This window comes from Sphingobium sp. CFD-2 (assembly GCF_024611135.1).
In the GTDB taxonomy this organism is placed as follows: domain Bacteria; phylum Pseudomonadota; class Alphaproteobacteria; order Sphingomonadales; family Sphingomonadaceae; genus Sphingobium; species Sphingobium fuliginis.
Genome location: NZ_CP084405.1, coordinates 1,366,674 through 1,381,696, shown reverse-complemented (window position 1 = coordinate 1,381,696; position 15,023 = coordinate 1,366,674). Strand labels below are relative to the sequence as shown.

The following is a 15,023-nucleotide window of genomic DNA, read 5'->3' as shown; positions in this document are numbered from 1 at the left end:
CGGAAGCGATCCAGCGCACGAAAATCGATGCCGAAAGCCGCCCGGCAGCATCCATGCCGCCAGCGAAAACCCAATAAAAAAGCCGCCGGAACGAAGGTCGTCGGACCTTGTCCAGGCGGCGTCATTGCCATGTCGGTCTTTTCATCAACCGAAGCTGAACCTGACCGTCATCGGCAGGCCCAACCTATGTGCCGAAGCGCCCCTGCTTCGACGGGAGGGAAGCTGTCACCGATTCATCCGAGTCGCAAGCGAAATTTTTGCATTGCACAAACTATAACCGCCAAGCGCTTTGCCGGATCGGGCGGCAGGCGTCATGAACCCTGCACGTTCGCGCAAGATATGTCCGGCCAAGCAGATCGACGGTGTGAAGAAATTGGTGGGCCCGGCATCTCCTTAAAATAACAAATAACCATTTAAAACTATTACATATTATTCATCTCCTTGCCGACGGTACCCCAATGGATACCCCTATCACCACGTGACTGGCTTTAATGCTTTTTTTCATTATGCTTCACTCTTCTCCATTCAGTAAGTACAGCATGGCCAACAAATGGACCTTATACAGGAGTGAAGTAATTGAGCATGAGGGTGATGAAGGCCGATTAGTTACGAGCAAAGGCACGGAGGAAAATATCCCGTACCTCATTCACATCGGAATCAATAACTTCAGCGCGATAGATTTCGGTTGCCCCAGACAGCAAGAAATCCTCGACTTTTGATATGCAAAGACCTCTCAATGCCTGGGCTAATCTTAGCGGGTTGCCTTCGCGTAATGAACCACAGCTCATGGCTTTGGCGAAATAATGGGCGAGTATCTTGTTGGTAACTGACTGTACTCGGGCATGATAAATTTGACCAATCTCCGGAAATCGGGCTCCCTCGCCTACGACCAATCGGTATAAGGATAAGGCATCTGCCGACGTTACCGTTTTCAGGAAATTAAAGCAAAAGCGTTCGACCGCCGTGGCGACATCCTCAGAGGGATCAAGTATCAAGCAAAGCCGTTTGTGATACTCGGAGGTTGCTTGGTCCAGGACGGCGGTAAACAGCTCTTCTTTCGAAGGAAAATAACGCCACAAGGTGCTCTTTGAGCCACCGAGCGTTGCAGCTATTCCTGACATGGTAGTCCGGGCATAGCCATCCTGCAGAAAGGATCGGCGAGCCACGGCAATGATGAACTGCCGTCGATCGGACTGACGCTCTTCCCTTCGAGAAGGCACCCCCTTAATCTTGGACGGCATAACCACAACTACAAGTTCGCCCTGGGATCAGAAAGGATAGGTCGCGGGTAGTGGGATAATCAATACAAAATCGCGCCCGTAAAGCTTTGTCCTCGAAACCTTATTTTCTGCGAATTTTTGACAATCTAGCTCTCACAGATTGCGAGCAGCGTTTTCTTGATCAGTGTCTTGGTATGGCTGGTGATTGGCGACGGGGCATCGGCACCAGCCGCCAGCTCTTCGGCCAGCGCAAGGTCCTTTTCGCCGATGCCGGCCTGGCTGGCGAAAAAGGCGCGACGGGCGGCGTCTCCCGGATTATTGCGAAAATCGATGAAACCCGCCATGGGCGGGGTGAGATTGCCGTTGCGCTTCATCACGGTCAGCAGCTTGTCCATCGGCACGCCGGACGCCTCCGCCACATTGGCGACTTCGACACCTAGCATGATACCACACCAAGATACGAGATTGTTGCAGATCTTGAGGGCCATCGCCGATCCGAGCGGGCCGATATGCATCGTGTTCGTCGAAAAGGCGTCCAGTACAATCTGGACGCGCGCGGCGACGGCTTCATCGCCACCCGTCATGCAAAAGACGAACGGGCCGTTCTTGGTCATTTCAGTGCGCGTAACTGGCGCATCGATGACATCGACACCCACGGTGGCAGCTCGTTCGGCTATCTGCTGTGCAGTTTTGGGCTTGATTGTGCTGTGGATGAGCAGGCTCGCCCCCCGCTTCATTACAGGCAGCAGCGCATCAACACATTCCAGCACCTGCGTGTCGTCCCGGACACAAATCCCGACGGCGTCGGCGTCCTCGCCTACCTCCGCTATGGAGGCGGCGAGCTTCGCGCGGCCCTCGAATTTCGCCAGCGCATCGGGAAACACATCGTAAACAGTCAGGTCGAGCGGCAATTTGGCCAACTCCCGCGCCTGATCGCCGCCCATGCTGCCGAGGCCGATGAACCCAATTTTCCTGATACTATCTGTCATGAAATATCCCTCAGGCTTCGTCCAAGTTCGCGAATGAGCTAATCACTCCGAACGTCTTTCGTAAATCCCCGACGGGGTCCGCCTGACCGCCAAACTATTGCGGGAGCGCCAAGGCCGACAGGTCACGCCTAGCTTTTCGGCCCGAAACGAAAGGTGGCGCCGATGCCCCATGTGAAGGGATCGCCAATATAGTCGATCGCCGTGCCCAGTGTCGGCAACTGATCGGCGAATGCGCGGGTCACATATTTCTTGCCGCCGATGTTGCGGCCGAATACCGACAACTCAAGATTGGGATCTTCGATCTGCAGGGCGATACGCCCATTAAAGAGCCCGTATCCCGAAATGGTGTTGATCCGGTTGGCGATGGCGACCGCATCACGATAAGCCTGCGGACGACGCGGATCGGCGGTGAACAGACCGAAATTCTGTCGACCGATATAGGCGTAGTTCGCGTGGATCGAGAGTTCCCCGACCGAAGTGACGAGTTTCTGGGTCACCGAGATGCCGAACTGCTTTTTGGGCATCTGCGGCAGAGCCTCGCCGCTGCGGACGACCGAACAGCGGACTGAACCCACAGCGGTGCCAGCGGCGCAATCGGACACATTGGCGCCGGCGACGGGAACGAACTGCTGCTGCTCAACGAAGGTACCGGCGACATATTTGCCGTCGAGCAAGGCAAGATTGCCGGAGACCAGCATTCCTCCCCAAGGAACAGCGCTTATTTCGAGTTCGCCGCCATAGACACGCGCGTCACCCGAGTTGCGGAGGAATTGCGTGGTTGTACAAGCGAGCGCACCCGGTGGAGTGATGCAGTCGGAAGCATTGCGCTGCACCTCAGACTGCCAGGAATGGAAAGCCGCGGCATTGATACGCAAACGGTTATCCGATGTACTGAACTTGACGCCGAGTTCAACGTCCCTGACCTTCTCCGGCTTGAACGGCGGCGTCGCGGCCGAACCATTACGCATGTTGAAGCCGCCGGCCTTCGATGCGGCGCTCGTTTTCACATAAGCAAACAGGCCGTCGGTGATCTCCACATCGATGCCTGCCGTCCAGGCGGGATAATCATATTTGACCGAACGCGGTAGGCTGCAAGGCGCAATGAAATCCGGATTTGAGAGCAGTTCAGGCGCGCAGCTATTAGCGGCCAGATTCGTTCTGTTCAGCAGAACAACCTCTCGCTTATCCCATGTCCAACGGACGCCTCCTGTAAGACGGATCGTGTCGGTCAGACGGTAATAGCCCTGGCCGAACAGGCCGACCGAGATATTCTTCACTGTGCCGTAATTCAGGCTGAAACCGAAATTGGGTGCCGGGGCTGCGGGGGTAAAGGAGCCGAACGTCTGCGCCACCGACGATTCACGGCCGCTTTCTGTCGAATAATAGCCGCCGAGAATATAACTGAACCGATCGCCAAGCTCTCCGGACAACTGAAGTTCCTGGGAATATTGATCGGACTTGTAGGCACTTTCGGCCGCCAGAATCTGAGCAGGCGTACCATCGAGTTCGTTCAGACCTATTGCGTTGCTGTAGCGATAGGCAGAGATGGATTTCACCGTAACAGAACCGATTTCGCCATCTATCGTGAGATTGCCGCCATAAGCTTCCAGCCTGTTATAGGCACTCCGGCTGCCTGCGGTCAGAAACCCATAATTGGACCCGACCGGCGGATTGGTGCTGAATGGAACGCCATAGGCATTATACCAATGGGCGTTGTTGTGCAGATATGCCGCAAGAGGGGTTGCGGCGTTGATCGCGCCGATTGCCGCGCTGGCGCCCGGATTGACCCCAGCGAGGCCGACGAACTGACCATGATCCTTGATGATATTGTAGTCGCCGCTGAGCGTCGCGGACCAGCTGCTGCCGGCGGGCGCCCAACGCAATTTAGCACGGGCATAATGGCTGTTACGGTCCTTCAATTCGCTGTTCGAGGTCACATTGCGGGCGTAGCCGTCGTGATCCACGAAATCATAGACGAAGCGCGCCGCCAATTCATCGCCCACCAATGGTACGTTGAGCACCGCGTCGATATTGCGATAATCATAGTTGCCGCCTTGAATGCGGAACTGTCCTTCGAAATCGCCCGTAGGATTGACCGTGACGATGTTGAGCGCGCCGCCGGTGGTGTTGCGACCGAACAACGTGCCCTGGGGGCCGCGCAGGACCTCGACCCGCTGGAGGTCGATGAGATCGGCCGAACCCTGCGAAGGACGCGGAATATAGACCCCGTCAACATAGGTCGCGACCGAAGGGTCGTTGGCGACGCCCGGGTTCAATGCCGGCATGCCGCGAATGGAGATATAGACGAAACCCGAACCGCCCGGGGCGCCGGTCGCGATCGACAGGCTGGGCGCGGTGCGCTGCAGACCAGCCACATCGCCGACCTGCGCCTGTTTAATCATTTCAGTCGAAAGAGCGGTGACGGCGACCGGCGTCGTCTGGATATTTTCCTCGGTCCGCCGGGCGGTGACCACGATGTCCTCTATTCCCACAGAACCGGTCTGATCCGCCGCCACCGCCGGCGCAGCGGCCGTGACAAAAACCGACAAGCTCGCCAAGGCGCTTGTCCGAAACCATTTCTCTGAAGCCATATTATCCCCTCCCAGAGCCATTGCATACGGGCAGGACGTTTTTCTATCTCTACCCATCCCCATCGACCGCTAGCATTGGCAAGGAGCCCGGAAAACCGGCTTCCGCGCCATGTCCTGTCTGCGATCAAACCAATGTCCGCTTCGCGATGCTTTGGAATTTTTCGACCGTCGGGTCATGAACATGATGACGGTTTCGCGATGGGATGTCCGGTTTGCGCAATATGATGAGCATCGACCTGTTTTGGATGAGGCCCCATAACATCGCTTATAAAAAGGGTCGACAGTAGGCTTTGAAAAGGGGGAGCGGACAATGGCGATGGCGAGCGAACGATCCAAGATTCAGCCGACTGGCACCATTCTCCCATGCCAACCGCTAACAACCGCCTATTTCCATGTCGAGGACAGCATCATTGCCAACGGCATTCGGGCCGACATCCGACATTTTGCCTGGGATCGCAGTTGTGACGCAATATTCGAGCCGAACAGTCACTATCTCGACTATTCGCTTGGCCCGCGCGCGCGCGGCTCACGCCTGTTCCCCGACGGGCGTCGTCATGCGCCGCCCTTTGGCGAAGTGTCCTATCTGCCCAAGGGGAGCCAATTTGCGGCGCGCTGCGAACCCAGCGAATATCGCATTTTCTGTTTGACGTTTGAAAGCCACGCAGCAGATCAACTCTTCGAGAATGACACGCTACCTTCCTCATTGCCCCCCTGTTTCGATGTGAAGGCACCGTGGATACTGAACGGTATGTCTCGGCTTGCACACGAGGTGCGCCATCCCGGCTTCGCTCCCGCCATCATGGTCGAGACCATTGCGTTGTCACTGGTCATCGACCTCTGTCGACACCTTCAAATTCCACACAAATCCGATGTTGAAACCGATCAACGCATGGCGGACTGGCACCTGCGCCGTCTTCAGGAACGGATCGAGGCGGAACTGGCGGGACCATTGTCGATCGTCGACCTTGCGACAGAATGCGGTGTCAGCTCACGGCATCTGGCGCGGATCTTCAAGAACACGGTCGGAAAGACGCTCGGCAGCTACATTGCCGATGCGCGGATTGCGCGGGCCAAACGGGAATTGGCGCAGGATGGCGCTCTCATCAAGGTCATCGCGGGCAATTGCGGCTTCCAAAGCGTTGCAGCCTTCAGTGCCGCCTTCCGGAAGGCGACAGGCCTCAGCCCGCGGGCATTCCGGAAGGATATATTATACAGCTAGACAGCACCAGAGCAGGGGCCGACGCTATCGACCCCGCTCCAGATTCCCGTTTCAGGCACTCACTCCCCATATCGGTGAGCGTGAGAGCGTTGGGAATATTCAGCCCCATTGCAGGTGGAGGTCCGGCACATGCAGGATATTGCCTACATAATATGGCACCCGGAAACCGTCCTTGATCCGGAATTCCGGTATGGCCTTGACGAATTCCTCGACCGCGATCTGCAGTTCCAGCCGTGCCAGGTGCATCCCCAGGCATTTGTGGATGCCACTGCCCAGCGACATGTGCGGCGCCTTGCGATCGAAGCGGATCGCCTGGGGATCTTCATAGAAAGCCGGGTCGCGTCCCACCACGGGGGAACTAAACGCCACATAATCGCCGGGCATTATTTTCTGCCCATGAATCTCGATGACCTTGGTTGCGATACGGAAGGCCGTAACCGGCGCGAAGGCGCGCAGGAATTCTTCGACTGCCAGGACGATCAGCGATGGATCAGCGCGCAGCTCGTTCTGTTTGTCCGGGTGCGACGCCAGATAGTTGAAGATGTTGCCGAGCAGGGACGTAACCGTGTCGAGGCCACCAATGTACAGATTGAAGCAATGGCCGAACACCTCGTCATCATTCCACAAACGGCCATCGACCTCGAAGGTCAGCACCTTGCTGATATAGTCGTCGCGCGGCTGCTGGCGGCGTGCCTCAATCTCTTCCAGCAGATAATCCTTCACGCAGCGTACGGCGTTACCGCGCACTTGCCAGTCGTTGGAATGGAGCATTTCCTTTTCCCATTTAAGGAATTGCGTCATTCTTTCCTGCGGAAGGCCCAGCAGATCGAGGACGATGAAGATCGGGAATTTTTCCGAAAACTCATCGATGAAATCGCATTGGCCGCGATCCTTGAAGGCATCGATCAAGGCCTGCGCTCGCTCGCGCACCTGTTCCTTCATCGCGAACATCTTCTGGGGTGCGAAATGACTGTTCAGCGCCTTGCGATAGCCGGTGTGGATTGGCGGGTCGGCCTCGGTCGGAATGACTAGCCAGTTCTCGCCGATATTCTGCGCCCATTTGCCCATGCCATTCTTGGTGAAATTGTCGGCATCGCGCAGCATCGCCTGTACATCCTCGGCATTTTTGAGCAGCCAGCCAGGTTGATCGCCCGGGAAGATGTTGGTGACATAGGTGATCGGCGGCAGCTCCGCATGCATCGCGGGGATCAGCACTTCCTGCGGGTTGTCATAGATCACCGTCCGCGAAAAGAGCGGCAGCGCCATCGCCAGTTCGGGCGGCACGTGATCCGGCAGGGATTGTTGTGCGACTTGGGTCATCATAGTCTCCGAAGCAAAAAGAGATAAATTCCACCCCTGCCAAAGACAGGTGCGATCGTGGCCGTCCGTCTGAGACTGACGAGCATGCGGACGATCCGCAATGACAGGAGACGATGCACATGAGTGAGGCAGACGTGCTGGATCTGGAACAGGCGATCCGGGACAATTACCGGCTGTGGAATGAAGGGAAGCGCGACGAACTCGATCGCCTTTTCCGGGCGTTGGGGCCAGAGGGGTTTACGATCGAATATGTCGGATCGCCCCCCGTGGACGGCGACGCCGCGATGGCCGACATGTGGGCGGAGTATGGCGGAAAATGCACGACAGAACCGCTGGAAGTGATCGTCAACGGATCCGAGGGCGCCGCCTATGTCGCCAACCGCCTGCAAACCAAGGAGGGCATCGTGACGCTGCCAAGCCTCGAAACCTACAAGGTCGCCGACGGCCGGCTGACGATCCGCTATTTTCATCGAACCGCCCATTAACCTTCCATGTTCCGACGTGCAGGCGCTGGACACGGCTCAGTCCTTCGCCTGCATGAAGGCCAGCAGGTCGGCATAATGGGGTTGGTGGACGAGGCCGCCGCCCGAAATCGAGATATTTTCGCCCGTGATGTAGCGCGCTTCGTCAGAAGCCAGGAAGGCGACCAACGCCGCGATATCATCCGGCGTTCCGAATTCCGGCGTCAGTATATGCCGCTGGATGATTTCCTTGAGCCCCGGCACGGTCTTTTCGAGGGCTTCGGTCAGCACGACACCCGGCGCGATGCTGTTGCAGCGGATATTCTGCCGCCCATGCTGGGTCGCCACATATTTGGTGAGTCCGATGATCGCTGCCTTCGACGAACCATAGGCGATCCGCGCCAGATCTCCCGCACTGCCCGAATTGGAGGCAGTGTTGATGATCGAACCGCCGCCGCCCGCGACCATATGCGGGATGGCATATTTGCATCCGAGCAGATAGCCGGTGAGATTGACGTCGAGAATTTCGCGCCAGATGCCGATCGGGATATCGACGGCTGTGGTATCCTGCGGGCTTTTGTCCGGATCGGTCATTGCCGCGTTGTTGTGCAATATGTCCAGCCTGCCGAAATGGTCTACGGTGCGATCGACCATCGCCTTTACCGATTGCGGATCGGCAGCATCGAACTGTACCGGCAGTGCCTTGTCGCCCAGCGGTTCCGCCGCGCGAACGGCGGCAGCTTCGAACAGGTCGGCGATCACGACGCGCGCGCCCTCCGCGACCAGACGTCGGGCGACCGCGGTACCGATACCGCCGCCGCCGCCCGTGACGATCCCTACCCTGTCTACCAACCTCGTCATCATGCGCCCGTCCCCGGTGATGGCTGGCGAGAGAGAGCTGCATGGATTGCAGATTGTCCCGCCAGCCGCTTATCGATCAAAATTTAAACGTTGTTTCAACGCCATAGGTAGCCGGCTGGCCAACATAGGCGGCTGTGATTCCCAATGTCCGATAGAGATCGGGGAAGCGGCGCAGCAGATATTTCTTGTTCGTGATGTTACGGCCATAGACCGCCACTTCGACATTGGGATTTTCAAGCTGGAACGCGATACGCCCGTTGAAAATGCCATAGCCAGGTACGAAGCCGAGGCGGTTTTCCGTCTCGTAGGCCGCCTTTGTCGCCGCCGACGCCTGATCCGCCGCCCGGACCGCATCGAAATGCTGACCCCCGACATAGGAATAGGCGCCAGTGACGGCGAGCGTGCCGCCGCCGACAGGAATCTTCTGCGTGGCGCTGACGTTAAGCTGCTTCTTGGGCAATTGCAGCAGCGGCAAGCCGCTCAGATCGACGACGCAGCCGTTGGCGACCCCGGCGCTGTTGGTGCAGCCGCTGCCGGCCACCACCTGGATTTCGCTGAAGCTGCCCTTCGCATATTTGCCATCCTGCAGCGAGCCGTTGACGCTGAGCGTCATGCCTTCCCAGGGCACGGCGGTGATTTCATTTTCTATGCCCCAGATACGGACCTTGCCGTTGTTCTGGATATATTGGGTAACACCGATACCGGTCACGAAGCTGTTGACGATCGCCTGATTGTCATCCTTCCAGGTATGGAAGACCGCCGAGTTGAAGCGCAAGCGTCGGTCGAAGAGATCGACCTTCAGACCGGCCTCCACATCCTTCACCTTTTCAGGAGAGAAGGCAGGCAGGCCGCCTGCACGCAGGTTCCAGCCGCCAGCCTTGGCCGCGCCGCGGGTCGCGGCATAAAGGAAGAGATTGTCGCTCGCCTGCCAGTCAAGACCCAGGTTCCAGGCCGGATAGTTGAACTTGGCATTCTGCTCCTGATTGCAGGTGGTGGCTGTCACGGGGCTCGTTGGCGTGACGGTGCAGTTGATGCCGGTCGGCGTGCCCGCCACGGCGACGTTATAGGGCAGACCATATACCTGTGCATTGTGCAGCACGCTGTTGCGGGTGTCCCAAGTATAACGGAAGCCGCCGACCGCACGCAGCTTTGGGGTCAGTTCATAGTAGGCCTGCGCGAACAAACCGAAGGTCTTGTTGGTGACGTCGGCGTTGGAATCGCGGATGAGTCCGCCAAAAATCTGCGAGCGACTGAATTCATAGCCGCTTTCCTTGCCGGCATAAGCGCCCGTGATGAAGCTGAGGCTGTCGGTGATATTCCCGGAAAGCTGGAATTCCTGAGAAATATAATAGGATCCAGACCCTGCAAAGGTCGCCAGCAACGGGACGGCCGTACCGTCCGTATCATTCTGGCCATAGTTCATCGAATGGCGATAGCCCGTGATCGACTTGAAGTTCAGCCCGCCCAGTTCGACGTTGAGCGTACCGGAAAACCCATATACTTCCAGCGTATTGAATGGCTTCACACCGTAGAGAGCCTGCGCTTCCGGAGTCAGCGCACCGATCGTGGCCGGGGTCGATGTCCCGGTCGCGGTGTTGCCCCACCAATGATCCTTGGTCAGCAGACCGGCCGTGAGGCCCGGCTGAAAGGCGGCGGGGACGATCGCCGGATTGAAGGCCCAGAGCGCGATCTGCTGACCATGGTTGGACTGGCGGTTCCAGTCGCCCGAAAGCGTCAGGTCCCAGCCATTGCCTTCATATTTAAGCTTGCCGCGTAAGAATTTGCTGTTGTTGTCGGAAAAGTCGCGGTGGGTGGCGAGATTGTCGCCATAGCCGTCCCGCTCGTTGATCGCGCCGCTCAGGCGGATCGCGAGCCCCTCTGCGAGCGGCACATTGATATTGGCCTGCGCACCTAGCGTACTGTAATTGCCAAACTCCGCCTTGAAGGTGCCGCTGAGCTGGTCGTTTGGATCGTTGGTGACGATGTTGATCGCGCCGCCGGTCGTATTGCGGCCGAAGAGCGTACCCTGCGGCCCGCGCAGAACCTCCAGCCGCTGCACGTCCTGAATGTCGGTCATGCCCGTCGAGGGCCGTGGGATGTAGATCCCGTCAATATAAGTGGCGACCGCCGGATCGTTGGCGAGAATGGGCTGGAGATTGCCCTGACCGCGGATGGCGACGAAGACGATGCCGTCGCCGCCCGCGGAACCGCGGCCGATGACCAAGCCCGGCGCGGTGCGCTGAAGATCGACGACATTTTCCACCTTGGCCGTCGTCAAAGCTTCGGGGGTGAGCGCCGTGACAGCGATCGGTGTCGTCTGAAGACTTTCTTCAGTGCGGCGCGCAGTGACGACGATATCCTGAATACCTTCGCTCGCACCCGATTGCGGCTGCTGCGCATAAGCGGGCTGCGCCATGGCGGCGACGAGCGCACCCATGCCGATCGCACCCTGAGTGACGGCCTTCTTGCTCATATCTTCCTCCCCATCATTGTATCTTGCCTCGATTTGCACATATGAGCCCGTCTAGCTTGGAGCCGATCTGCTCCATAGTGGCCGGTCCACGGTTGACTGTGCGGCGATAGAATTTGGCCGCTCATCGACATTTTCCTGCTTGCCCGATCAGTGGACCTGCGCTGATGTTGACCGGAAAGCCTTGGGCGTTTGACCCGTCGCGGATCGGAAAGCGGCGGAAAAGGCCGACGTGCTGTTGAAGCCGCATCGCCAGCTGATTTCCTTGATGCGGGCGCCATCGCTGCGCAGCAGTTCCTTTGCCAGGGCGATCCGGCTGCGCGCGACAAATTCACCCAGGCTGACGCCGGTCCCTTCCTTGAAAACGCGGGCGACATGACGCACGCTCATGTTGCAGTCGCGCGCGATATCGGCGACGCCAAGAGGCGCGGAGAGATTTTCCAACACATAGTCGATAATGTTTTGGACCTGGCGTGGGCTACGCGAATGCTGGCTGCCCCGTTCGCGCGAACCCATGTGCCGGGCCAGTTCGACCGCAAGCCCCATGAGCATCGATTCGACGAGCGTCTGGCTGGCAAATCCGGGCGTCCGCAATTCCGCAGCCAGTCCCGCAAAGAGTCGGCGCATGGAGATATTTTGAATGTCTGCGCACGGCTCTACCTTGTTCAGCGGCTGCTCCCCGTCGAACAATTCCTCCAGAAATTCTTCCCCAAGCGCCACGCAGACGAGATGCCGCTCCTGAAGCGCCGGCTCGCCGAAATATTGGCGGTGCGGCGGCATGTAGAGGATGTCCCCCGACGCGGCGCGCCGGTCCGGGCGGCCCATGCTGACCATGCTGCGCCGCGGCTGACCGTCGAGCGAATAATCCAGATAATGTTTCTCTGGACTAAAGACGCCGCTGCTAGGCTGGACCCAATCGAAATGCCGCACATCCACATGCGCGTCGCGAACTCTCGCCGCCGCTTCGATGTAGAAATTCTGGACGCCAGCTCTACCCTGACCGGTCCAATCGCTCTCCGGACGAAACATCTCTACCTCTGCCAGGTTCTATTCTCTCGATGCCCCGAATAGGCGCACCAATGCGCTTTTACTTCTATCTTCGGATAGGTGGTCAAGGCTCCATGCGCGGGCACATCCCTGCCTGTGCTCGATCGAGGCGCGGCATGGGAACAGGGGCGACAGGTTTCGCCATGCACCCGGTTCGATATTCAAAAACAGGAGGCGCTCAATGTCCATCGCACCGCTCTTGCAGCCGGGGACGTCATGAGAGCGCTGTCGGACAAACCAGCGGCCATCGGCCATTATCCCTGGTATGTGCTAGGTATATTGACGCTGGCGCAGACCTGCCATGGCATTGATCGCGCCATCATCGGGCTGGTGCTGGCGCCGGTCGGGCATGAATTTGCACTCTCGGATGGGCAATTGGGAATATTGGCCGGATTTGCCTATGGCATATTCTTTGCCCTTGCAGCCCTCCCCTTCGGCATAGCCGTAGATAGCTGGAACCGACGCAACCTGATGGCGGCCGCGTTGACGCTGTGGAGCGGTGCGACCGCCCTGTGTAGCCTGGCGACAGGGTTCTGGACATTGCTCATAGGCCGCGCCGCCGTAGGGACCGCCGAAGCGGGCGGATCACCGACCGGCATGTCGCTGCTGAGCGATTATTTCGGCGAAGACCGGCGCGCGACCGCCATCGGTATCTGGTATCTGAGTTCGGGAATCGGCCTCGCCATCGCGTTCATCGTAGGCGGCGCGATCGTGCAGAGCGCCGGATGGCGCTGGGCGTTCGTGGCCGCCGGCGTGCCGGGACTGGTGCTGGCGCCGCTGCTGCTGCTCACGGTAAGGGAACCCGTGCGCGGCGCACATGACGGGCCGGCCCCGCAGCAGGAAGAAACGCTGAGACTGGGGCAACGCATCCGCCTGCTCGCCGCGCAGCCCGGACTGCTGTATTGCATCTTCGCCATCGTCCTGATCGCGGCGGGCATTTACGGCATGAGCACATGGCTCACCACTTTCCTGATCCGGGTCCACGGCATGCCCATTGCGAAGGCGGGCATCCTCATCGCCATCGCCTATGGCGGCCTCGGTTCGCTGGGCGGATTCCTCGCGGGCTGGGTGATCGACCTCGTCAATCGGCGGCGGGGTGGCTTTGATCCGGCAAGGACATCCCTGTTCGGCGCGGTGATACCCTTGCTGACGGCTGTGACCGGGGTCGGTACGGTCCTGTTCCACGACGTCGATCTGATGCTGGCGCTGCTGATGGCTTGCGGCTTCCTCAGTGCGTCCTATAATGGCCCAATTTACGCCGTCATCGTGACAATCGCCGGACCGCGCCTGCGGGGCCTTGCGGTATCGCTGGTGCAGCTGGGCGCGAACCTGATCGGCGTAGGCGCGGGCACTTATCTGATCGGTGCGGTCAGCGACTTTGTCGGAGGCACGGCCGGTGTCGCTTGGGGGATCGGCACTGCAATGCTGTTCACATTCGCTGGGGGCATATTGCTGCTGCTGGCCTCGCGCGCGATCCGGCGTCGGGGTAGCGGCGAAGCATAAGAAAAGGGCGGCCCGGTCTTTCGACCAGACCGCCCTTCATTATGCGCACCCTGTCATTTCGCGGCGTTGCGTTCCTTGCGTCGGGCCTTGGCTGCTTCGATCCCCCGAAACACGGTAGTCGTATTGCCCGCCCCGGCATAGAACAGCACGAACAGCGGCAGGAAATCCAGCTCCTCATCAGTGAATTCCTCATTGATGAGGGCGCCGTTCATCTGGATTTCGACCAGATCTGCGCGGCCCAGCATAGCCGTGGCGCCCAGCACCAGCAGGCGCTTCTCCCGCATCGAGAAGATGTCGCTCGCCCACAGATTGGCGAACTGATTACCGACGATTTCTTGGTTGAAGGATGATTCCCGATACGGGAGGGTCATTTCCGACGATCCCGGTCCGTAGACCTTGTCGAAGACTTCCAGCCCCTTCTGCCACTGCGCTTCGTCGATGCTCATGCCTTTTCTCCCATTACATTTTCCAAGCCCACGACCGTCTGATCGGTTCGGCGCGTCAATTCGACCAAGGGCAGCGCGATGCCGTAGCTGCGCGCCAGATCGATGGCGGCGTCCAGATCCTTGACCATCAGGCTGCGGGTATATTCGCGCACCGCCGCTTCCTGCTCGCTGGACGACGGATCGTCGCGCACCGCCAGCATCAACGGGCCGCCCACGCTGTCCGAACTGGCGTCGATCACATGCGCAAGCTGGCGGACATCCACCCCGGCATTGCGGCACAATACCGACGCTTCATAGCCGGCGCGCAGGCAGCCGAAGACGATGACGTTGCGGGCGATCTTCGCGGCCATGCCCGCGCCTGGGCCACCCATATGCGCCACCAGCTTGGCAAAGCCGTCCAGAACCGGACGCACCTTTGCGATTGTTTCATCCGTACCGCCGACGAGGCAAACGAGGCCATGCTCGCGGGATTTGGGGCCACCCGTCACGCCGCAATCGACCAGTTCCACGCCCGCCGCGTCGGTCAGGACGCGAATGGCGTCCAGATCCTCGATCGAGACGGTCGCGACCAGCACCACGATCATGCCCGGCCGCGCGCGCGCAAGCACGCCGTCGGGGCCTGACAGCACATCGATCGTCTGTTTTGCGTTGACGACGGCGATGATGACGACGTCGGACTGCGCGGCCAGCTCCGCCGGGCTAGCGACGACGGGCGGCACGCCCTCCAGCGCGTCAGCAGCATCGGCGCGAATGTCATAGACCGCAGCCAATTGCTGTGTCCGCGCGAGGCATATGGCGACGCCCGCGCCGATCTGCCCCAGGCCGATAACCCCTGCTCTTCCCATCCTCATCTTCCTTTCTGCCGCTTGCTCGCGGTCCTGTCATAGCCAGGCCGC

At 59.2% G+C, this 15,023-nt stretch carries 12 protein-coding genes and 1 pseudogene; 3 read left to right on the top strand and 10 right to left on the bottom strand.

Annotated features, from left to right (window positions below; genetic code table 11):
• Nucleotides 1–602 precede the first annotated feature (602 nt).
• The 3 genes from LDB29_RS06700 to LDB29_RS06690 all read right to left on the bottom strand — a co-directional run bounded on the left by LDB29_RS06700 (nt 603) and on the right by LDB29_RS06690 (nt 4,800).
• The gene (locus LDB29_RS06700; protein WP_235600751.1) at nt 603–1,220 is read right to left on the bottom strand and encodes a TetR/AcrR family transcriptional regulator; all 618 of its coding nucleotides are present in this window, start codon (nt 1,218–1,220) and stop codon (nt 603–605) included.
• Nucleotides 1,221–1,366: 146 nt separating this feature from the next.
• Nucleotides 1,367–2,209 carry an NAD(P)-dependent oxidoreductase gene (locus LDB29_RS06695; RefSeq protein ID WP_044662299.1) on the bottom strand — a complete coding sequence of 281 codons (843 nt, stop codon included), beginning with the start codon at nt 2,207–2,209 and terminating at the stop codon, nt 1,367–1,369.
• Nucleotides 2,210–2,337: 128 nt separating this feature from the next.
• Nucleotides 2,338–4,800 carry a TonB-dependent receptor gene (locus LDB29_RS06690; RefSeq protein ID WP_158298495.1) on the bottom strand — a complete coding sequence of 821 codons (2,463 nt, stop codon included), beginning with the start codon at nt 4,798–4,800 and terminating at the stop codon, nt 2,338–2,340.
• A gap of 310 nt (nt 4,801–5,110) precedes the next feature.
• Here LDB29_RS06690 and LDB29_RS06685 point away from each other — a divergent pair, with 310 nt between their 5' ends.
• Nucleotides 5,111–6,019, top strand: coding sequence for a helix-turn-helix domain-containing protein (locus LDB29_RS06685; RefSeq protein ID WP_061934146.1), 909 nt, complete (start codon nt 5,111–5,113; stop codon nt 6,017–6,019).
• A gap of 99 nt (nt 6,020–6,118) precedes the next feature.
• On the opposite strand, the gene LDB29_RS06680 is transcribed toward LDB29_RS06685, so the two are convergent.
• Nucleotides 6,119–7,342 carry a cytochrome P450 gene (locus LDB29_RS06680; protein ID WP_044662298.1) on the bottom strand — a complete coding sequence of 408 codons (1,224 nt, stop codon included), beginning with the start codon at nt 7,340–7,342 and terminating at the stop codon, nt 6,119–6,121.
• Nucleotides 7,343–7,458: 116 nt separating this feature from the next.
• On the opposite strand from LDB29_RS06680, the gene LDB29_RS06675 reads away from it, so the two are divergent.
• On the top strand, nt 7,459–7,824 hold the full coding sequence (locus LDB29_RS06675) for a nuclear transport factor 2 family protein (RefSeq protein ID WP_044662297.1): 366 nt from the start codon (nt 7,459–7,461) through the stop codon (nt 7,822–7,824).
• Nucleotides 7,825–7,860: 36 nt separating this feature from the next.
• Here the strand turns inward: LDB29_RS06675 and LDB29_RS06670 are convergent, their stop codons facing one another.
• The 3 genes from LDB29_RS06670 to LDB29_RS06660 form a co-directional block, all read right to left on the bottom strand.
• Nucleotides 7,861–8,664, bottom strand: a complete 804-nt coding sequence (locus LDB29_RS06670) for an SDR family NAD(P)-dependent oxidoreductase (RefSeq protein ID WP_082718591.1) — start codon at nt 8,662–8,664, stop codon at nt 7,861–7,863.
• A 73-nt stretch (nt 8,665–8,737) separates the two neighbouring features.
• The gene (locus tag LDB29_RS06665) at nt 8,738–11,134 is read right to left on the bottom strand and encodes a TonB-dependent receptor (protein WP_044662296.1); all 2,397 of its coding nucleotides are present in this window, start codon (nt 11,132–11,134) and stop codon (nt 8,738–8,740) included.
• 147 nt (nt 11,135–11,281) lie between these two features.
• Nucleotides 11,282–12,160, bottom strand: a complete 879-nt coding sequence (locus tag LDB29_RS06660; protein WP_044662295.1) for an AraC family transcriptional regulator — start codon at nt 12,158–12,160, stop codon at nt 11,282–11,284.
• Between the two features lie 234 nt (nt 12,161–12,394).
• Between LDB29_RS06660 and LDB29_RS06655 the strand changes: the two genes are divergently transcribed.
• A complete protein-coding gene (locus tag LDB29_RS06655; protein WP_044663149.1) occupies nt 12,395–13,681 on the top strand; it encodes an MFS transporter in 1,287 nt (428 codons plus the stop codon).
• A gap of 53 nt (nt 13,682–13,734) precedes the next feature.
• Here LDB29_RS06655 and LDB29_RS06650 read toward each other — a convergent pair whose 3' ends face one another.
• From LDB29_RS06650 to LDB29_RS29275, 3 genes and pseudogenes are all read right to left on the bottom strand, one after another.
• Nucleotides 13,735–14,127: a carboxymuconolactone decarboxylase family protein gene (locus tag LDB29_RS06650; protein ID WP_009823703.1), complete on the bottom strand. Its 393-nt coding sequence runs from the start codon at nt 14,125–14,127 to the stop codon at nt 13,735–13,737.
• The gene (locus LDB29_RS29280) at nt 14,124–14,477 is read right to left on the bottom strand and encodes an NAD-binding protein (protein WP_306812574.1); all 354 of its coding nucleotides are present in this window, start codon (nt 14,475–14,477) and stop codon (nt 14,124–14,126) included. The genes LDB29_RS06650 and LDB29_RS29280 overlap by 4 nt, the downstream gene beginning before the upstream one ends.
• Before the next feature lie 27 nt (nt 14,478–14,504).
• Nucleotides 14,505–14,984 (bottom strand): annotated as a pseudogene (locus tag LDB29_RS29275) (NAD(P)-binding domain-containing protein); the annotation flags it as partial.
• Between the last annotated feature and the right edge of the window lie 39 nt (nt 14,985–15,023).